At 68.1% G+C, this 18,469-nt stretch carries 18 protein-coding genes and 1 pseudogene; 8 read left to right on the top strand and 11 right to left on the bottom strand.

All coding sequences use genetic code 11. The features are described from left to right. Positions 1 to 39 precede the first annotated feature (39 nt). From AW270_RS16360 to AW270_RS16350, 3 genes are read right to left on the bottom strand one after another with little or no spacing between them, the layout of a single operon-like run. Positions 40 to 804 (bottom strand): crotonase/enoyl-CoA hydratase family protein, encoded by a 765-nt coding sequence (locus tag AW270_RS16360; protein ID WP_061295192.1) that lies wholly within the window; start codon positions 802 to 804, stop codon positions 40 to 42. Between the two features lie 9 nt (positions 805 to 813). Next, positions 814 to 1,587, bottom strand: a complete 774-nt coding sequence (locus tag AW270_RS16355) for an SDR family NAD(P)-dependent oxidoreductase (RefSeq protein ID WP_061295191.1) — start codon at positions 1,585 to 1,587, stop codon at positions 814 to 816. Positions 1,588 to 1,620: 33 nt separating this feature from the next. After that, the gene (locus tag AW270_RS16350; protein WP_030451563.1) at positions 1,621 to 1,965 is read right to left on the bottom strand and encodes an STAS domain-containing protein; all 345 of its coding nucleotides are present in this window, start codon (positions 1,963 to 1,965) and stop codon (positions 1,621 to 1,623) included. 76 nt (positions 1,966 to 2,041) lie between these two features. On the opposite strand from AW270_RS16350, the gene AW270_RS16345 reads away from it, so the two are divergent. Then, positions 2,042 to 3,040 carry a potassium channel family protein gene (locus tag AW270_RS16345; protein WP_061295190.1) on the top strand — a complete coding sequence of 333 codons (999 nt, stop codon included), beginning with the start codon at positions 2,042 to 2,044 and terminating at the stop codon, positions 3,038 to 3,040. Here the strand turns inward: AW270_RS16345 and AW270_RS16340 are convergent. The 6 genes from AW270_RS16340 to sigJ form a co-directional block, all read right to left on the bottom strand. Then, positions 3,018 to 3,761, bottom strand: coding sequence for an energy-coupling factor ABC transporter ATP-binding protein (locus AW270_RS16340; RefSeq protein WP_061295189.1), 744 nt, complete (start codon positions 3,759 to 3,761; stop codon positions 3,018 to 3,020). The two genes, AW270_RS16345 and AW270_RS16340, sit on opposite strands and share 23 nt — an antisense overlap. Next, complete coding sequence (gene cbiQ / locus AW270_RS16335; protein ID WP_061295188.1) at positions 3,758 to 4,495, bottom strand: cobalt ECF transporter T component CbiQ; 738 nt, start codon at positions 4,493 to 4,495, stop codon at positions 3,758 to 3,760. The genes AW270_RS16340 and cbiQ overlap by 4 nt, the downstream gene beginning before the upstream one ends. Beyond that, positions 4,492 to 5,490: an energy-coupling factor ABC transporter permease gene (locus AW270_RS16330; protein WP_061295187.1), complete on the bottom strand. Its 999-nt coding sequence runs from the start codon at positions 5,488 to 5,490 to the stop codon at positions 4,492 to 4,494. Before AW270_RS16330 ends, cbiQ begins: the two co-directional genes overlap by 4 nt. Positions 5,491 to 5,551: 61 nt before the next feature. Beyond that, positions 5,552 to 6,637 carry a hypothetical protein gene (locus AW270_RS16325; protein ID WP_061295186.1) on the bottom strand — a complete coding sequence of 362 codons (1,086 nt, stop codon included), beginning with the start codon at positions 6,635 to 6,637 and terminating at the stop codon, positions 5,552 to 5,554. Between the two features lie 424 nt (positions 6,638 to 7,061). Continuing rightward, positions 7,062 to 7,499 (bottom strand): carboxymuconolactone decarboxylase family protein, encoded by a 438-nt coding sequence (locus AW270_RS16320; RefSeq protein WP_061295185.1) that lies wholly within the window; start codon positions 7,497 to 7,499, stop codon positions 7,062 to 7,064. Next, positions 7,496 to 8,293: an RNA polymerase sigma factor SigJ gene (gene sigJ / locus AW270_RS16315; RefSeq protein ID WP_061295184.1), complete on the bottom strand. Its 798-nt coding sequence runs from the start codon at positions 8,291 to 8,293 to the stop codon at positions 7,496 to 7,498. Before sigJ ends, AW270_RS16320 begins: the two co-directional genes overlap by 4 nt. Before the next feature lie 53 nt (positions 8,294 to 8,346). Here sigJ and AW270_RS16310 point away from each other — a divergent pair, with 53 nt between their 5' ends. From AW270_RS16310 to AW270_RS16300, 3 genes are all read left to right on the top strand, one after another. Then, a complete protein-coding gene (locus tag AW270_RS16310; RefSeq protein WP_061295183.1) occupies positions 8,347 to 8,700 on the top strand; it encodes a nuclear transport factor 2 family protein in 354 nt (117 codons plus the stop codon). A gap of 97 nt (positions 8,701 to 8,797) precedes the next feature. Further along, positions 8,798 to 10,042: an FxsB family cyclophane-forming radical SAM/SPASM peptide maturase gene (locus AW270_RS16305; protein ID WP_439649057.1), complete on the top strand. Its 1,245-nt coding sequence runs from the start codon at positions 8,798 to 8,800 to the stop codon at positions 10,040 to 10,042. Then, positions 10,039 to 11,310: an HEXXH motif domain-containing protein gene (locus AW270_RS16300; RefSeq protein WP_061295182.1), complete on the top strand. Its 1,272-nt coding sequence runs from the start codon at positions 10,039 to 10,041 to the stop codon at positions 11,308 to 11,310. Before AW270_RS16305 ends, AW270_RS16300 begins: the two co-directional genes overlap by 4 nt. Here AW270_RS16300 and fxsT read toward each other — a convergent pair. After that, positions 11,299 to 13,827: an FxSxx-COOH system tetratricopeptide repeat protein gene (gene fxsT, locus AW270_RS16295; RefSeq protein WP_061295181.1), complete on the bottom strand. Its 2,529-nt coding sequence runs from the start codon at positions 13,825 to 13,827 to the stop codon at positions 11,299 to 11,301. The two genes, AW270_RS16300 and fxsT, sit on opposite strands and share 12 nt — an antisense overlap. 153 nt (positions 13,828 to 13,980) lie before the next feature. On the opposite strand from fxsT, the gene AW270_RS38800 reads away from it, so the two are divergent. The 4 genes from AW270_RS38800 (at position 13,981) to AW270_RS38795 (ending at position 17,379) form a co-directional block, all read left to right on the top strand. Beyond that, complete coding sequence (locus AW270_RS38800) at positions 13,981 to 14,121, top strand: hypothetical protein (RefSeq protein WP_157522088.1); 141 nt, start codon at positions 13,981 to 13,983, stop codon at positions 14,119 to 14,121. A 237-nt stretch (positions 14,122 to 14,358) separates the two neighbouring features. Next, entirely contained in the window at positions 14,359 to 15,165 is an 807-nt protein-coding gene (locus AW270_RS16290) for an SIR2 family NAD-dependent protein deacylase (protein WP_169807325.1), read from the top strand. Beyond that, on the top strand, positions 15,162 to 17,129 hold the full coding sequence (locus AW270_RS16285; protein ID WP_061295179.1) for a tetratricopeptide repeat protein: 1,968 nt from the start codon (positions 15,162 to 15,164) through the stop codon (positions 17,127 to 17,129). Before AW270_RS16290 ends, AW270_RS16285 begins: the two co-directional genes overlap by 4 nt. Positions 17,130 to 17,133: 4 nt before the next feature. Beyond that, positions 17,134 to 17,379, top strand: a complete 246-nt coding sequence (locus AW270_RS38795) for a hypothetical protein (RefSeq protein ID WP_157522085.1) — start codon at positions 17,134 to 17,136, stop codon at positions 17,377 to 17,379. Between the two features lie 230 nt (positions 17,380 to 17,609). Here the strand turns inward: AW270_RS38795 and AW270_RS42140 are convergent. Then, positions 17,610 to 18,320, bottom strand: a pseudogene (locus AW270_RS42140) (MFS transporter); the annotation flags it as partial. Positions 18,321 to 18,469: the final 149 nt, after the last annotated feature.

Here is an 18,469-nt window from a genome sequence, read left to right as displayed (position 1 = left end):
GAACGGGCAGTTCCCCCCACCGGGCCGATCATTCCCGGATCATTCGCCCCGCCAGACGGGCGCCCGCTTCTCGGCGAAGGCGGCGGCGCCCTCCATGGCGTCCTTCGAGCCGAAGATCGGGTTCATGATCTCGGACTGGCGGGCGAACATCTCGCCGAGCGGCCAGTCGACCGACTCGACGACGATCCTCTTGGTGCCCGCGAGCGACAGCGGCGCGTTCTGGGCGATCTTCCCGGCCAGTTCCTTGGCTGCGGCCAGCGACTCGCCCTCGGCCACGACCCGGTTGACCAGGCCGAGCTCGTAGAGACGCTGCGCGGAGTAGAAGTCGCCGGTCAGGGCGATCTCCATGGCCACGTGGTAGGGGATGCGGCGCGGCAGCCGCATGACGCCGCCCGCGCCGGCGATCAGGCCGCGCTTGGGCTCGGGCAGCCCGAACTTGGCCGTCTCGGCGGCCACGATCAGGTCGCACGACAGGGCGAGCTCGAACCCGCCCGCCAGGGCGTAGCCCTCGACGGCGGCGATCAGCGGCTTCTTCGGCGGCGACTCGGCAAGGCCGCCGAAGCCGCGGCCCTCGATGAACGGCATGTCGCCGGTCAGGAAGCCCTTCAGGTCCATGCCGGCGCAGAACGTGCCGCCCCCGCCGGCCAGGACCAGGACCGACACGTCGGGGCGGGCGTCGAGTTCGTCGACGGCCGCCGCGATGCCCTGGGCGACAGCGCCGTTGACCGCGTTCTTCGCCTTCGGGCGGTTGATCGTCATGACGGCGACGTTGCCGTCGACCTCGACCAGAACCTCATCGGACATGACTGTCTCCTACTTGGGCTGGAAGCGGATGCCGCCGTCGAAGCGGATGACTTCGCCGTTCATGTAGTCGTTCTCGATCAGCGAGCGGACCAGGTGGGCGAACTCGGCGGCGGTGCCCATGCGCTTCGGGAACGGCACCGGCGCGGAGAGCTGCGCCTTGAAGGCCTCGGACTCCGGCCCGGAGCCGTAGATCGGGGTGTCGATGATGCCGGGGGCGATCGTCAGCACCCGGACCCCGATCGCGGCCAGGTCGCGGGCCGCCGGGAGGGTCATGCCGATGATGCCGCCCTTGGACGCCGAGTAGGCCACCTGCCCGGTCTGCCCCTCGATGCCCGCCACCGAAGCGGTGTTGATCACCACGCCGCGCGCGTTGTCGGCGTCGGCGGGCTCGGTTCTGGCCATCGCGGCCGCGCCGATGCGCATGAGGTTGAAGGTGCCGATCAGGTTGACGGCGATCACCTTCTGGTACGACGCCAGATCGTGGGGCGAGCCGTCGCGGGCGACGGTCCGGGCGGCCCAGCCGATGCCGGCGCTGTTGACCACGGCCCGCAGGGGCTTGCCGAGAGCCACGGCGGCGTCGACGGCGGCCTGTACGGAGGCCTCGTCGGAGACGTCCGTGCGGACGAAGATCCCGCCCAGCTCGTCGGCCAGGGCCTTGCCGCGCTCCTCGTTGAGGTCGGCGATGACGACGGTCGCACCGATCTTTGCCAGTTCGCGGGCGGTGCCCTCGCCGAGCCCGCTCGCACCGCCGGAGATGATCGCTACACAGTTCCTCAGGTCCATACGCGGACCATAACCAAAGAACCGAATGAAGTTCTACTCGGGGTGGCCCAAAATCGCGGTGTCGACGTCGGGGTAGACCTTGATCCGCCGGTCGAGGCCGGTCGTACGGAGAATTCGCGCCACCGGAGCCTGCGGCGCGGCGAGCGTCACCCCGCCGCCCTCGCTGGTGGCCAGCCGCCACGCCTCGATCAGCACGCTCAGCCCGCTGGAGTCCATGAACGACAGCGACGTCAGGTCGAGCACCAGGACGGCGCCGTCCTGTTTGATCGCGTCTCGCACCTCATCACGCAGGAAGGGGGCGGTGAACAGGTCGAGTTCGCCCTCGACCGCCACCACCACGGCACCGGAGAGTGATCTCCGGGCAAGCCGCAGTTTCATTGTCGAACCTCCTCCGCGAGGCCCACTTTACTGGTGCATCACCGTCAGTGAGGTGCTTGAACCGTAAGATCGCCTTGTGACAGATGCCGGGATTCGGCTCCCCCAGGAGAAGGTCAGCCCGCTACGGGCGGTTCTGCGCCGTATCTGGTACGCCTTCGCCGCCCTCGGGGCCGTGTTTCTGCTGGTCGCGTTCGACCTCGACGGATACAAGGACAACTACGACGGCAAGATGTCCTTGCTCGACGCCCTCTACTACTCCACCGTCACCGTCTCCACCACCGGTTACGGCGACATCACCCCGGTCTCGGACACGGCGCGGCTCATCAACATCGTCCTGGTGACGCCGCTGCGCATCGTGTTCCTCGTCATCCTGGTCGGCACCACGCTCGAAGTGCTCACCCGCCGGACCAGGGAAGATTTCCTCACCAGTCGCTGGAGGTCCAAGTTGACCGGGCACACCGTCGTGGTCGGCTACGGCACCAAGGGCCGGGCCGCCGTGCGCACCCTCCTGGAGAACGACCGCAGCCGCGAGTCGATCGTGGTGATCGACCCCAACGGCGGCGTGGTCAGTGAGGCCAACGAGGACGGCTTCGTGGGCATCCTCGGCGACGGCACCCGCGGCAGCGTGCTGCGCCGGGCCAGGGTCGAGACCGCCAAGGAGATCATCATCTCCACCCAGCGCGACGACACGACCGCCCTGGTCGTCCTGACCGCGCGCAGCCTCAACCCCAAGGCCACGATCGTGGCGGCGGTCCGGGAGTCGGAGAACGACCCGCTGGTCCGCAGCAGCGGCGCCGACGTGGTCATCACCTCGTCGGAGGCGGCCGGCCGGATGCTCGGCGTGGCCACCCAGAGCCCGGCCGTCAGCACGATCATCGACGACTTCCTCATGTACGGCACCGGCCTGGACCTCTACGAACGCCCCGTGAAGCCCGGCGAGGTCGGCGGCACCTGCGAGCAGGCCGAGGGTATGGTCGTCGCGGTCGTCCGCGACGGCAGGGTCATCCCCTACGCCAAGGTGCCCCAGTTGCAGGCGAGCGACCGCGTGGTCGTCATCCACGTGCCGGAGGAGTAGGCACGGCGAAGCCGTAGGGCAGTTCCAGGCGGTGTTCGGCGAGCAGGTCGCCGTCGGCCAGGATCTCGCCGGTCGGGCCGTCGGCCGCGATCACCCCGCCCGAGAGGATCACCGAGCGCTCGCAGAGCTCCATCGCGTACGGCAGGTCGTGGGTGACCATCAGCACGGTCACGTCCAGGCTCCTCAGGATGGTGGCGAGTTCGCGGCGGCTGGCCGGGTCGAGGTTGGACGAGGGCTCGTCGAGGACCAGGATCTCCGGGTCCATGGCCAGCACGGTCGCCACCGCGACCCGTCGCCGCTGGCCGAAGGACAGGTGGTGCGGCGGCCGGTCGATCGCGTCGGCCATGCCGACCTTCTCCAGGGCCGTCACCACGGCACGGTCGAGCTCGGCCCCGCGCAGGCCCATGTTGGCCGGGCCGAAGGCGACGTCCTCGCGGACGGTCGGCATGAAGAGCTGGTCGTCGGGGTCCTGGAAGATCAGGCCGACCCTCCTGCGCACCTCCCTGAGGTTCTCCTTGTTCACCGGCAGCCCGGCCACGACCACCTCGCCGTGGCCGGCGGTGAGGATGCCGTTGAGGTGCATGACCAGCGTGGTCTTGCCGGCGCCGTTGGGGCCGAGCAGGGCCACCCGCTCGCCCCGGGCGATCGAGAGGGTGACCCCGAAGAGGGCCTGGGTGCCGTCGGGGTAGGCGTAGGCCAGGTCGCGGACGTCCAGCGTCATGACACGAACAGTACGGCCGAGGCCACGATGGGGAGCACGGCGGCCATGGCCCACTGGGTCTTCGGCGCCCGGTCGTCGGTGAGGGTGGGCATGGTGCCGGTGTATCCCCTGCTCAGCATGGCCAGGTGGACGCGCTCGCCGCGTTCGTACGACCGGATGAACAGCGCGCCCGCCGACTTGGCCAGGACGGGCGCCTGCCGGACGTCGCGCGGGGTGAAGCCGCGCGACTCTCGGGCGACCTTCATGCGGCGCATCTCGTCGAGGATGACCTCCAGGTAGCGCAGCATGAACGTGGCGATCTGGATCAGCAGCTGGGGGACCCTGAGCCGCTGGGCGCCGAGCAGCAGCGCGCGCGGTTCGGTGGTGGCGGCCAGCAGGATGGAGGCCGCCACGCCGAGCGTGGCCTTGGCGAGGATGTTCCAGGCCGCCCACAGGCCCGCCACGCTGAGGGACACGCCCATCACCTCGATCCGTTCCCCCACCCCGATGAACGGGATGGCCAGCGCGAAGACCACGAACGGGAGCTCCACCGCCAGGCGCCTGACCACGTAGCCGACCGGGACGCGGGCGATCAGGGTGACGGCCGCGAGGCTCAGGGCGTACAGGAGGAAGGCCCAGAAACGCTCGCGCGGAGTGGCCACCACCACGACGGCGAAGAGCACGACGGCGACCAGCTTGCACTGCGGCGCGAGCCGGTGGATCGGCGAGTCGCCCGGCCGGTAGAGGCCCTTCACGCCGCCGTCGTCTTCTGCCGGACCGACCAGAGGATGGCCCCGCCGACCAGCAGCGTGATCACCACGCCGATGATCCCGGCGATCCCGACGGGGATGCCGCCGACGTCGCCGTAGTCGGCCAGCGCGAAGCCGCCGAAGGCGTGGTCGGTGGCCGCGCCGATGAAGCCCTCGTCCTCGGCGACCCGCTCCAGGCCGTCGGGCGAGGAGGAGGCGAAGAAGCTGACGACGCCCGCGAGCACCAGGGCCACGGCCACGGCACCGACGAGGAACGGCCGGAGCGGCTTGACCGGCTCGGGCCTGGCGGGCTCGACGACCTGCTCGCCCGTGGCGGTCTTCAGGACCAGGGGCTTGGTGAGGAAGCGGGCGCCGTACACGAGATCGGGCCGGACCGCGAGCACGCTGCTGACGGTCACCGCGGTGATCAGCCCCTCACCGATGCCCACCAGCACGTGGACGCCGCCCATGGCGGCGAAGACCGCGCCGGTCTCGATCGGCGCGGTGCCGCCGAGCACGAAGAGGACCGCGAAGGTGAGCGCGGCGATCGGCACCGAGATCAGCGCCGCGACGAACGACCCGGCGACCACCGAGGCCCGGTTCCGGGCGACCCGGGTGACCAGCTGGAACACCCCCCAGCCGAGCGCCGACGGGATGATCGCCATCAGCACGACGTTGATCCCGAGCGCGGTCAGCCCGCCGTCGGCGAAGAAGAACCCCTGCACGGCCAGCACCACGGAGACGCACAGGACGGCTGTGTAGGGCCCGACGAGTATCGCCGCCAGCGCCCCGCCGAGCAGGTGGCCGGACGTCCCGGCCGCGATGGGGAAGTTGAGCATCTGCACCGCGAAGATGAACGCCGCGACCAGCCCCGCCATGGGCGCGGTGCGGTCGTCGAGCTCCGTCTTGGCCTTCCTGAGGGAGACGGCCACCGCGGCCGCCGCCACGACGCCCGCGCCGATCGCGACCGGCGCGGTGAAGAAGCCATCAGGCACGTGCACGGCGTTCCTCCACTTTTGTACGAATTTTCCACAACGATAGAGCAGTTGCGAGTCATTCGCATTAAGGGGAGGTGTGCATCAGGCGACGCTCTTTCCGCAGGCTGAGCGTTCCGGTCCTGGTCAGGTAGGGCAGCGCCACCAGCTCGTCGGTGAACCGCACCGGGAGCGCGATGTCCCGCCCTCCTTCGAGCCGCGCCTGCCGCACGATCCCGTCACACTCGGCGGTGACGTAGACGTCCCAGACGTCCTGCGGATCGCCGTCACGCAGCATCAGCCCGATCTCCGCCTCCGGGAACCCTTCGAGCGCGGCGGTGAACTCGATGCGAAGCTGGTCGCCCTCCCAGGCGAGGTTGCGCAGCGACCGGTGCAGCGGCGCCTCGGAGATCCTCGCCAGCCGCTCCAGCCGGTCGTGATCCTCCAGCGAGGCCAGCCTGACCTGGTCGGCGGCGTCGAGCTCGGCCCGCACGCCCGGCGTGACCCACTCGGCGCACCGATGGGCGACGCTCTTCACGATCGCGTCCCTGGCCGTGTCGTCGGCTTCGAGGAAGGGCTCGGCGAGATCGGGCAGGACGTCACGGGTGATGTGCCGCGCGATCAGCTGGTCACGCAGCCGCCCGCTGGGCAGATGCGACTGAACCCGCCGGACCAGCGGGTCGGGGTCGTGGCGGCTCTTGTGCTGCCGCCCCCGGACGGTGGCGATGTGCTCGGCGTGACAGTAGGCGTGCACGACGAAGTCGGCCGCGTCCGTGTACGTGATCCGGTCGCGGAAGGAGGTCCGGAACAGTTTCCCCAGGGACAGGTCGTCGTAGATGTCGTCGAGGGAGGCGTCGTCACAGGCCCGCGGCGCGACCGCGACCAGGTCGGCGCCGGTCCGGTCGGCCGTCTCGATCATGAGGTCGACCGGCGAGAGGTGCTCGCCGGCGAAGTAGGTGTAGCGCCCTCGGGTGAGGGCGTTGAGGGGATTTTTCGTGATGTGGACGTTGCGGTGCAGGCTCGCGTAGAGCCGCGCCAGCGACGAGTCGGCCACGAAGACCTCTTTGGAGGCCCGCAGAGCCAGCGCGTGCGTCAGCCACCTGTCCAGGTGGACGAAATCGGCGGCCGGAACGACGACGCTGACGTCGAGAGGATAGTGACGTTGCGCGTTCATCGCAGGACATTATGTGAGCAGGGAGTGACCTCAGGGGCCCGGACATGGCGATATGGCCCGAGGTCTAGTCCCGGGCCATACCACGCGGATGATCAACTGCCTGACTTCATGTGTTTTCGGTCCCCGGTGTGGCCATGCCTGACCGCCATGCGGCCACACCTCTGGCAGGCCGCAAGCCTGGAATCAGAACCGGATCCGCAGCACATGTCAGCACATCTACGGCTAAGCGATCTTTCGGGCTCAGGCGCCCAATCAATGCCCCGGACGGCATCTCCTGGTTGATCACCTCCCATGACAGGCGCCGCATCCGTGCCGCTGTCATCACACCTTCCGGCCAGCCGCGGAACCATGCCAGGGATCAGCGCATTCCTGCGGGTAGGTGTCGGTTTCGTGCCAGGTGCCCGGCGGCCGGCTGATTTCAAGGTCAGGCCCCGGGCTCCTTGTGGGTCGTCACCGCGATGCGGTTCCAGGCGTTGATCGTGGAGATGGCGACGACGAGCGCGGCGAGCTGGGTGTCGTCGAAGTGCTTGGCCGCCTCGCCCCACACCTCGTCGCTCACCCCGGTCGAGTCGGCGAGGCGGGTCGCCTCCTCGGTCAAAGCCAGCGCCGCGCGCTCCGCCGCGGAGTAGGACGGCGTCTCCCGCCAGGCCGCCACGCCCCAGATGCGTTCGTCGGGCTCGCCGGCCTTCTTCATGTCCGAACTGTGCATGTGCACGCAGTAGGCGCACCCGTTGATCTGGCTGGCCCGCAGCTTGACCAGCTCGACGACCTGCGAGGGCAGCCCGCTGGAGTGCAGATAGCGCTCCAGGCCCAGCATCGCCTTGTACGCCTCCGGCGCCAGCGCCGCCACATCGATTCTCATCGCAGACTCCTCAGTTTCTCTGGATTGCGGACGATGTCGACCTCGACGATTCGTCCCTGTCTGACCGCCAGCCCGTACACGGCGAGCTGATGGTCACGGACCAGCCCCGGCAGCCCGTTGACCGTGACCGCCCGGAAGCCGCCCTGCTGGATCCCGATCAGGAACCGCGCGACCCTGTCCGCCCCTACGACCGGCCGCAGCGCCGCCCGGACGAGCCCGCCCCCGTCGCTGCGCAGGACCACATCGGGGTCGAGCACGGCGAGCAGCCCCTCGACGTCCCTCCCCTCGCAGGCGGCCGCGAATGCGTCGACCACCCGCTTGTGATCGGCCACGTCGACATCGAACCTGGGGGCCTTCTCCTGGACGTGTCGCCGGGCCCTGTTGGCGAGCTGCCGGCAGGCGGCCGGGGTCCGGCCCACCGCGCGGGCAATCTCGTCGAAGGGGACGCCGAAGACGTCGTGCAGGACGAAAGCGGTGCGTTCGGCCGGGCTGAGGCTTTCGAGGACCACGAACATGGCGAGGCTGAGGGACTCGTCGAGGGTGACCCGGTCGGCGGGATCGGCGTCGACGATCGGCTCGGGGAGCCAGGGGCCTACGTATTCCTCTCTGCGCTTACGGGCGGATTTGAGGACGTCCAGGGCCAGTCTGGAGACGGTGACCACGAGCCAGCCTTCGACGTCTTCGGGCTGCTCCTCGGCCCGCGCCAGGCGTAGCCAGGCGTCCTGGACGACGTCCTCGGACTCTTGGAGATCGCCCAGCAGGCCGTAGGCCAAGCGGACAAGTCTTGGCCTCATCGCCACATACGGTTCCACGTCTACAAGAACGAATCAGGGCAAGAGGATGTGACATGGACTTCTTCATCGAACTCAGCGAGCGTGCCTGGAAGGCCAACCGGGACGGGGACGCCGCCTTCTACGACTCGTATCTGACCGACGATCCGGTGGCGATCTCGCCTTGGGGGGTGGAGACGGATCGTGCCGCGATATTGCGGACCTTCGCGGAGAACGAGAACCCGTACACGCGGACGGACCAGTCGGAGCACCGGGTCGTGACCCTCACCGACTCCAGCGTGGTTCATTCGTCCCGCGTGGAGATCGACTCCGCACGCGGGACGATGACCGTCTACGCGACGACGACGCTGGTCCGGAACGACGCGGGGACGTGGCGGGCGGCGGTCTTCCAGATCACCCCGGTGGCCTAGCGGGCGGCCTGGCAGCTCAGACCGTCTCCGTCACCGAAAGAAGCGAATATTGACTATCAGTTGAAAATAGGGCGAAATGGGGTTGGCGCAAAGAAGGGTGTCCCGGTTGTCGAACAACCAAGAACCCACAATCCCGCCGCCCGAAAACGTGTTTCCGGCAAACCTCGACGTCGCGGAATTGCTGGCCTCGGGATGGCGCCCGTCCGCCTTTCGGCAGTTCATCCTCAAGGTGCACAGCCGATGTGATCTCGCCTGCCCCGGCTGCTACGTGTATGAAATGGCCGACCAGAGCTGGCGAACCCAGCCGCGTCAAATGTCACCGGCCGTCGTGGCGAGCACCGCTTTCCGCATCGCGGAACACGCGCGGACCCATCGGCTGCCCGATATCGACGTCATCCTGCACGGCGGGGAACCGCTTCTGGCCGGGCCGGAATCGCTCGAGCACATCGTGCGGACCATTCGCGGCGCGTGCTCCGAGGTGGGCACCCGGGTCCGGGTGAGCATGCAGACCAACGCGGTCCGGCTCGACGAGACCTACCTCAAACTCTTCCACGACCTGGAGATACGCGTCGGGGTGAGTCTCGACGGCGACGCCGTGGCCCACGACCGCACCCGGGTCTTCGCCAACGGCCGGGGCAGTCACGAACGGGTCAGCCGGGCGCTGAGACTGCTCGAAGGGCCGTTTCACCATTTGTTCGCCGGGCTTCTGTGCACGATCGACCTGCGCAACGATCCCATAGCCACCTATCGCGCATTGCTGGAATTCGATCCGCCGAGTGTCGATTTCCTGCTCCCGCACGGCAACTGGGCAGCGCCACCGCCCTGGCGCGACGCCGATTCCACCGCGACACCTTATGCCGATTGGCTCATCCGTATTTTCGACGAGTGGCGGGAGACGCCGAGGTTCCGTACCGAGATCCGGCTCTTCCACGAGATCATTCGGCTGCTTTCGGGAGGCGACTCGCGGAGCGAATCCGTGGGGCTGTCGCCGGCGTCAATGGTCGTGGTCGAGACGAACGGCGCCATTGAGCAGTCGGACATCCTCAAATCCGCTTTCGAGGGCGCTTCCGCCACCGGCCTGCACGTGCTGACCGCCGCCTTCGACGACGCCCTCGGCCATCCGGCCATCGCGGCCAGGCAACTCGGCGTACGGGCGCTCGGCCCGGAATGCCGCCGGTGCGATCTGGTCAACACCTGCGGCGGCGGCCTCTACGCCCACCGGTTCCGCCCGGCCACCGGTTTCCTCGGTCCTTCGGTGTACTGCCCCGACCTGTACCGGCTGATCTCGTACATCAGGGAACGGCACGCTCGTGACACCGCCCGACTGGAGGGACGTGTATGAAGACGGTCTCCGGCAAGACCTTCCGCGCGCTGGCCGAGGAACCCGCCAACGCGGAGGCGGCCGAGGAGCTCAACGGCCTCCAGGTCCGCCGCCGGCTCGGCCTGCTGAAGGGCGTGGTCGAGGAATCCAAGGCGTCGGACCATCCGGATGCCGCCCTGGCCAAGAAGGCCTACACGGTCCTGCTGGAACTGGAGGCCGCAGCCCCGGCCGCGGTGAACCGGATCACCCGGCATCCCACCGTCGGCGCGTGGGCCTGGCGGACCTTCCGTTCTCTCCGTGGACGCGGAGGGGAACGCCCCGCCCGGCTCGGCGCGATCACCGTGGCGGCGGCCGTCGCCTCGGGCGCGACCTGCGAGGTGAGAGTGCTGCTCGACGATGACGGCGGCTTGATGCTGCCCGGTCTCGGGCGGCTGAGCCCCGGCGGCACCTCGGAGGACATCGAGGTCGCGGGCCGTTCTCTCCGGGCCCGGGACTGGAGCGCCGAAGTGGATCCGACGGCCGACGCACCGGGCTGGGAGGCGCTGCGCCGAATCGCCGTGGGCGACGGTTTCTCCGTCGTGCTGGACGACCTCGATCCCTACCGCTGGCCCGAGTCCGGCCGCGTCACCTCCCGGGTCGGCCCCGGCGCGCTGGCGACCTGGCGTTCCCTGCTCCCCGAGGCCTGGCACGTCCTGCGGGCGAACCACCTGGGCGTCACCGAGGAGATCGTCGCGATCGTACGGGCTCTCACTCCGATGACCGCGCCGGCGGAGGGCGTGAGCAGCGCCTCGGCCCGGGAGACGTTCGGCACGATCGCCATGTCCGCGCCCACCGGCTCACCGGTCTGGCTCGCCGAGACGTTCGCGCACGAAATCCAGCACGCCAAACTCGACGCCCTCATGCACCTGGTCCCGCTGATCCGCTACGAGAGGACCGAGACCTACTACGCCCCCTGGCGCCCCGACCCCCGCCCGGCCCACGGCCTGCTCCAGGGCGCCTACGCCTATCTGGGCGTGACCGAGTTCTGGCAGCGCCAGCATCGGTACGAGGGTCTCCGGGGCCGCATCGAGCTCGCCCGGTGGCGGGAGGGGGTCCAGGCCGTCCTGGACACCCTGGAGGACGAACGCCTTCTGAACGACGCGGGAATGAGTTTCGTCGAAGGCATGCGCACCCGGCTGGGAACGGTACTGGCCGAACCCCTCGACGAGGAGGCCCTGGCCGCCGCCCGGCAGGCGGCGGCAGACCACCGGGCCGCCTGGGAGGCCCGGCACGGAGCCTCAGATCGGTAGCGGGTCGAAGTCGCAGTCGATCCTGATGCTCGACGCGGCGGTCACCGCGTCGGGCTGGCCCTGCTCGAACCGTTCCTGATAGAGGTCCGTCACCTCGGCTCTCAGCTTGTCCGCGTCGGGCGCGTCGGTCTCGACCCGGTCGAGAACCAGGTTGGCCGCGCACGACAGGGTCAGGAAGTGGTCGCGCCCGAACCGCTCCGTGAGGTCTTCGAGTGTGCGCTCGCCCAGCGCCCTGGCCTGCTCGGATTCGCCCAGGGCGGCCAGGTCGCTGGCCATGTTCACCGTGCACGACGACACGTAGTGGTGTTCCGGGCCCAGCCGGGCGGTCAGCCCCTCACGGGCGGCCTCGTTGATCTCCCGGGCCTTCCGGGGATCGCCGAGCAGGCGGTGCAGGATCGCCAGGTTGGTCCGGCAGGCGAGCGTGAACGGATGATCCTCGCCGAAGACCGCAGGGTAGGCCCGGGTCATCTCCTCCGCCAGTTCGTACGCCTCGGCGAGATCGCCACGGACCCGCAGGGCGTTGGAGACGTTCACGGCCGCCGCGATCGTGTCGGGGTGACGGGGGCCGAACAGCCGGGCCAGCCGGGCGTGGGTGTCTCTGGCGATGGAGATGGCCTGTTCAAGGGCGCCCGCCCGCCGCTGGGCGATCGACAGGTCCTTGGCGGTCATCAGCGTGGCCCAGTGGTCGCGGCCCAGTTTCAGAACGCCGAACGCCAGTGCGTCCTCACCGGTGTCACAAGCCTCCTCGAAACCGCTCGTGAGCCGGACGGCCCTGGCCATGCTGTTGCGCGAGAGCAGCACGATCTCGGAGCTGGCCGGGTTGATCGCCTCGCTCTGGGCCAGATAGACCTCGGTGTGCAGCCGCCTGGCCCGTTCGTACTGGCTGTTCAGGCCGTAGTCGAGGGCCAGGCTGTTCTTCGCCCGCAGGGTGAGGACGTTGTCGTCGCCGAGCAGCCGCTCATGCTGACTGACCGACTCCTCGTCGAGTTCCAGCGCCTCCCGGAACTCACCCCGAGCCCGCATGCTGCCGCCGAGGCCGTTCCTGGCGATCAGCGTCTCCTCGTGTTCCGGGCCGAATTCGGCGATCACGTTCGCCAGGGTGGTGCGGTCGAGGTCGTACACCTGGGCGTACTCGCCCATGCGGCGCAGAGTGTTCCCCTGATGCCGACGGGCCCGGAGCACGTCGGGATGGTTCTCCCGCGTTCGGCCCCACTCCTTGATGGAGGCGGTGACCAGTTCCAGCGCCGACCGGTAGTTCCCTGATGAGTAGAGATAACGCACGACGTTGAGAGCGAACTCGCGGACGCTGGGCTCACTTGATTCGAGAAGTCGTGACGGACGGACGTGAGGGACCAGGTCGGCGAAGTCCGGCCACTTGGAGTTGTCGTCCGGGAGTTGCGGCGCGCTGCCGGCCAGCAGGCGGTGCACCTCCTCACGCTGCCGGTCCTGACGGACCTCGTCGAGGTCGTCCCGCAGCAGGGCTTGGATCAGCCGGTGCACCTGGATGGTGCGGTTGTCCGGGTCGCTCCGGATGAGGGCGTATCGGCTGAGCTCTTTCACGGACTTGTCGAACATGATGGGGTCGGCCAGCAGTTTCTCCAGACTCGGAGCGTTGGCCTTGTTGCCCCGCCGGAAGACGTCGAGCGGAATGGGGTCGGGCCCGAAGAAGGCGCAACAGCGCAGCAGATTGAGCGCGATCTCCAGCCGTTCTTCCAGCAGCGACACCGAGACCCGCCAGGCGGCCGTCATCGTCAGCGGATAATCCCTGGCTCTTTCCGCGCCCAGCAGCCGGGCCGTCTGTTTGTCGAGCAGTTCGATGTAGTCGTCGACCGTCATCGTGCCGCGCCGCTGCAACGCACCCACCTGTTCGAGGGCGAGCGGCAGATCGCCCAATTTGTCGGCCAGCCGGAACGCCTCGTCTTTGGTGATCCGCGCGCCCAGCCTTTTCGTCAGGAACTCGATGCTCTCGTCCCGGGTGAACACGTCGACCTGGAGAGACCGGAATTGGTCGTCCCAATTCGGGTTGCGGGACGTGATGATCACATGGCCCGGGCCGCGCGGAATGAACCTCTCGATGCGGGAGTCTTCCGCATTGTCGAAAATCAACAGCCAGTTGTTGTACGGCGCCCCGTTCTCCAGCGCCTCCCGCACGGACTCCGCCGCCTCCTCCACACCTACGACGGAGGCGGGAGTCAATTGGAGATAGGGCGCCAACGCGGCCAGCGCCGAAGGGACCAGATAGTACTGGTCCGCGGGAATCCACCAGACCAGGTCATAGTGAGAGCGATAGCGATGGGCGTACTCGATCGCCAGGTGGGTCTTGCCGACGCCGCCGTAACCCTGCAGCGCCTGAGGAAGCGGGATGACGGCGGTCACCGACCGGGTGCCCTCACGTAGCTGGTGCAGCAGGCTCTCCCGCCCTGTGAAGCTGCCGTTTCTGGGCGGAACCCGCTCGAAGATCTCCGGTTGTTTGTCTCCCAGGGAATGCGCGGCGAGCGAGGAGGATTCGGTGCCCATCGGACCTCCGGCTGCTTCGATGAAGAGATGGCTTGCTTCTTGCCACACCCTGTTCAAAACTCATCTAAACAGCAACGTTCGTCAATGGCGCCCAGGCCGTGAAGGGCGGCCAACCGTAATTCTCTTATCGGCTGCCGCTGAAGGCGAGGATTCATGATCGATGCTGAACGGGTTTCCGGCGAACCACTCCTGAACTCGATCGACGAGGTTCCTTACACGACCCTGCGTGGACTGCTGGAACCCTTCGTCGAACAGCCTGCCACGACGAGTTCGGGGTTCCAGAACTTCATCTGATCGAAACGGCGGGAGGGTCGTGAGCCAATGATGATCCGCGCCCTCCCGGCCACCTGCCCGAGAAACCGAAAAAACGACACCGGTCATCTCGGCAGGACTGCCTCTACAGTCGGAACCGGATATCGGGCCGAAGAGGTGGAGCCGTGCATGGGCGGAATGAGCGAAAAAGATTGGGAGCGGCTCATTTACCAATTGAGGACCGGCCACTGCACCCCGTTCGTAGGCGCCGGCGCCTCGATGAGCGTCCTCCCGTCAGGTCGCCAGCTCAGCACGATGCTCGCGGCCAAGTGTGACTATCCCGGCCCCGAGACGAGCGAACTCCCCCGAGTCGCCCAATACGCCAGCTTCGATTACGGCGACCTCAGCCACGTCAAATATCTGGTCCGCGACGAGCTGACCAAAGGCGACCGGACCCCCGACTTCGGCGACCACAACGAGCCCCATGCGGTGCTGGCCGATTTCCCCCTGCCGGTCTACCTGACCACCAACTACGACGACTTCATCGTCCAGGCGCTGGCAACCCGCAGGAAGGCGGCCAGAGCTGCCATCTGCCCCTGGAACGAGGCCATCGTCCCCGACCCGCTGTTCAAGGACGCGGAAGGCTGGAACCCGAGTCCGTCGACCCCGCTCGTCTACCATCTGCACGGCGCGATGCGCGATCCGGCCACGTTCGTGCTGGCCGAGGACGACTACATGATGTTCCTGCGCAATCTCGCCATCGAACGCAAGATCGGCGGCAACCGCATGTTCCCCCCGTCGATCCTGGCGGCGCTGACCACCCGCCCGCTGCTCTTCATCGGATACAGCCTTCAGGACTGGACGACCCGGGCCATGTTCGCGGAACTCGGCCGGTCGATCCCCGCCCTCAGCAGGCGCCGCCATGTGAGCGTGCAACTCGCCCCCGGCGACGCCTCGGGCTGGACGGTCGAAGACCTGGAGCGTCAACTGTCCTGGTATTACCGCGAATGGCAGATCACGGTCTACTGGGGCGGCATCGAGGACTTCTGCACCGAATTGCGTGATCGGATGGGAGCCATGTCGTGACCGGGCCAGTTCCGACTCTCGAACCCTACGTCGGCCCGCGCGCCTTCCTCCGCCAGGACAGCGGCAAGTTCTTCGGCCGGGAACGCGAGGCCCACGAGGTCTGCGACCTGTGGCGATCGAACCAGATCACGGTCCTGTACGGCCCGTCGGGCGTGGGCAAGACCTCCTTGATCAATGCGGGCGTCATGCCCCTGCTGGACCCTTCGCAGAACGACATCCTGCCGGTGGGAAGAGTCTCGTACACCTCGACGGTGCCCTCTGCGGCGCTGCCCGAGCACAACCCGCACACTTACGCGCTGCTGTCCTCGTGGTCGCCCGGAGAGAGCCCGTCGCTGCTGGCCGGCCTCACTTTGAAGCGGTTCTTCGGCCGCCGACCGCTGCGGCAGGATCCCTACGGCGATCCGGTGCTCCGCCTGGCGGCGATCGACCAGGCGGAGGAGCTCTTCCTGGGGAACAACCGCCGCGCGCCTTACCACGAGTGGTTCGTCGACCAGCTCGTCGACGCCCTCCACATGGACCTGGACCTGCGCGTGCTGATCTCGATCAGAGACGACCAGGCGGACGCGATCCTGCGGAGCGACCGCCTCCAGGACGTCATGACCCGCGGCCGCTTCACGTTGGGCGCCCTCGAACCGCTCGCCGCCACTCAGGCCGTCGTGGGCCCCTTGACCGGCACCGGCCACTCCTTCGACGACGCGGCCGCCCAGCATCTGGTCGACGACCTGAACGGGGGCCGGGAGGCCCAGCCGGAGTCGAAGGGAATCGATCCGGTGCAGCTCCAGGTCGTCTGCACCGCCCTGTGGAAGGCACTGCCCCCGGACATCACCCGCATCACCACCGAACACGTCATCCGCTACGCCAACGTGCGCGAGTCCCTGGAGCGATACGTCCACCAGACGATCGCCGAAGTCGCCCGAGATCACCTCGACGGCGACACGGCCCGGCTGCGCGCGTGGCTCCGCGCCAACTTCGTCGTCGACTCCGCCAAAGCCCCCGTCTACCGGGGCGAGACCCTGACCGCCGGGCTGCCGAACGACGTGGTCGCCGCTCTGGTCGACCACCACATTCTCAGCCCACGTCCCGACGTCTCCGGCTGGTACGAACTCTCACACGAAAGCCTCGTCCGCCTCATCCGTGCAGACGTCGAGGACATCCTCGCCGTCGACCTCCGGACCCCCCAGCAGCTCCTGCACTCCGCTCAGCACGCCCGTCGGGAGGGCGACTTCGCCCGTGCCCGCCGTGACGCCAGGGACGCGCTCGACCGGACCGACTCCTCCCGGCTGAAAGCCGAGATCGAGTCGTTCCTGGGCGATGTGGCCTTCGACGAAGGGCAGTACCGCACAGCGATCGATCATCTTCAGGAGGCGGCCGGACTCTTCGAGACCCACGGCCGGAAGGAGACCGTGGGACGCCTCCTGGCCGCCATCGGCCGGGCGCGGCGCGCCCTCGGTGAGACCCGGCGGGCGATCCAGGACCTGAGGTCCGCCATCGAGCGGGTCCCCGACGACCCCGGGATTCCCATCGAGCTGGCCTGGACCTACTGGTACGGCGGCCACGCGCATTCCGCACGCGAGACGCTCGACCGTGTCCTCGACGAGGACGCCAACTCCTGGCCCGCCCTCCGCGCCCGCGCCGAGATCCTCCTCTCGCTGGGCCGGCCGGACGACGCATTGCGCGACTTCGCCAGGATCCGGCCGATACGCGAGCCACAGGTCAGGGCCGCCTACGCCTACGCCTTGGCCCTGTCCGGCGACATCGACAAAGCGCGCGAGGAGATCACCGCCGTCCGCGCGACCACGGCCGAACACGGTCCAGCCCTTCTCTACGCGGCTCTGGTCGAGATGCAGGCCGGAGATGGGGCAGCGGCCGCCCGACTCGCCGATTCCGCGATAACCGCCAAAGCGCCACCGCTTCCAGGTCCTCTTCAGGGAGTGGCCGGGCGACTCACCGAAGTCGGCCACTGAGACCATGCGGCTTCTGACATGGGAGACGACACCGGAGGAGCCGCCGTGGACACGCCACCACAGCGTGACCCTCCAGGCCAGCAGTGTCCCGGCCACCATCGCGAACCCCCACGCCAACAGCTTGGCCGCGTCATCGACGCCGCAGCTCGTCACCAGCACGCCGCCGAGCGGAGCGGCGACCGTGACCGCGGCGTGCCCCAGAAGGCGTGAGACACTCGCCACCCGGGCCCGGGAGCCACGCCTGACGTAGACACCCTCGTAACTGCGCATGGCGATGTTGGTGGCGGTGCCCCATCCCGTGAGCAGCAGCCCCAGCGCGAAGGACTCCGGACTCGGGTGCAGGGCGATGGCGAGCATCGCGATGGCCGCCACAGCCAGTTGGACGTAGAGCACCCAGGCCTCCGGGCGAATCGCCCTGGCCAGAACGGTGCCCATGGTTCCCCCGATGCTGCCCCACATGAGGTAGAGCCCGATGTCGGCGGCGCCGAATATGGGTGCGTACCCGGCGATGAAGACGACGATCAGCGCGTTGATCATCAGATTGGTCGTGCTCGTCAGGATGACGGCGATCATCAGGAAACGGTGCCGGGCCAGTTCCCGCAGCCCTTTCCTGATGGACGCCCACAAAGGATCACGCGCGGTCCGGGAGGTCCATCGCTGTACCCGCGCCGGGGGAACGGTGACCGCCGAGATCAGGAGCAGCCATGGCGCGACCAGAAACGGCGTGATCTGGTTCAGGCCGTAGAAGAATCCCGCGACCGGCCTGGCGATCAGGGACCCCACTTGGATGCTGCGCTCGCTGGAGGCGACGAAAGCGGTCAGCCGATCGCCTCTCACCATCGGGATGAGCGCTGCTTCGGCGAGAGAGTACGCGGTCCACATGGCCCCTTCGACAAATGCGCCGACAAGAATGACCGGAAGGGACATATAGCCACAAGCAAGCAGGCAGCCGACAATCAGCAGGGTAAGCCCACGAACGACTTCGACCATCCTCATAAGTCGAGAAGGGTCAATCCTGTCGATCATGGCCCCGAAAGGCAGATAAAACAGCAAACCAGGCAAGGCAAGCATGAAACTCGCCCAACCGACAGCCATTGGCGACGTGGAATGGTCGAACGCAAGGAGTGGATACGTCAGAGCCAACGTCCGCGCTACGACCGTTGTGCTGGTGAGACCTACCCAGAACCCCATCAGCGACTGCCGCCGCTTCACCCGCGGACCACCTTTCGACTTTCGGCCCACGGCGCCCGTCTACCTCAACGCACCAGTGCTGCGACGCAAGGCAGAGACCCGGGAACCACGGGGGCTGCCCTGCCTTAAAATTTCGCACTCTTGTGTCA

It is taken from the genome of Herbidospora cretacea, from assembly GCF_001570605.1.
Classification (GTDB): Bacteria; Actinomycetota; Actinomycetes; order Streptosporangiales; family Streptosporangiaceae; genus Herbidospora; species Herbidospora cretacea.
Note: the sequence above shows the minus strand (reverse complement) of the source record. Positions and strands in the feature narration are given on the sequence as shown.

Bases quoted from the DNA above. Each gene is read 5' to 3' on its own strand.
- AW270_RS16310 (WP_061295183.1), top strand. From the start codon at position 8,347: ATGGACTTCTTCATCGAACTCAGCGAGCGTGCCTGGAAGGCCAACCGG.
- AW270_RS16350 (WP_030451563.1), bottom strand. From the start codon at position 1,965: ATGAAACTGCGGCTTGCCCGGAGATCACTCTCCGGTGCCGTGGTGGTG.
- AW270_RS16320 (WP_061295185.1), bottom strand. From the start codon at position 7,499: ATGAGAATCGATGTGGCGGCGCTGGCGCCGGAGGCGTACAAGGCGATG.
- AW270_RS38800 (WP_157522088.1), top strand. From the start codon at position 13,981: ATGATCGATGCTGAACGGGTTTCCGGCGAACCACTCCTGAACTCGATC.
- AW270_RS16325 (WP_061295186.1), bottom strand. From the start codon at position 6,637: ATGAACGCGCAACGTCACTATCCTCTCGACGTCAGCGTCGTCGTTCCG.
- AW270_RS16360 (WP_061295192.1), bottom strand. From the start codon at position 804: ATGTCCGATGAGGTTCTGGTCGAGGTCGACGGCAACGTCGCCGTCATG.
- AW270_RS16355 (WP_061295191.1), bottom strand. From the start codon at position 1,587: ATGGACCTGAGGAACTGTGTAGCGATCATCTCCGGCGGTGCGAGCGGG.
- AW270_RS38795 (WP_157522085.1), top strand. From the start codon at position 17,134: ATGCGGCTTCTGACATGGGAGACGACACCGGAGGAGCCGCCGTGGACA.
- AW270_RS16300 (WP_061295182.1), top strand. From the start codon at position 10,039: ATGAAGACGGTCTCCGGCAAGACCTTCCGCGCGCTGGCCGAGGAACCC.
- sigJ (WP_061295184.1), bottom strand. From the start codon at position 8,293: ATGAGGCCAAGACTTGTCCGCTTGGCCTACGGCCTGCTGGGCGATCTC.
- AW270_RS16290 (WP_169807325.1), top strand. From the start codon at position 14,359: ATGAGCGTCCTCCCGTCAGGTCGCCAGCTCAGCACGATGCTCGCGGCC.
- AW270_RS16340 (WP_061295189.1), bottom strand. From the start codon at position 3,761: ATGACGCTGGACGTCCGCGACCTGGCCTACGCCTACCCCGACGGCACC.
- fxsT (WP_061295181.1), bottom strand. From the start codon at position 13,827: ATGGGCACCGAATCCTCCTCGCTCGCCGCGCATTCCCTGGGAGACAAA.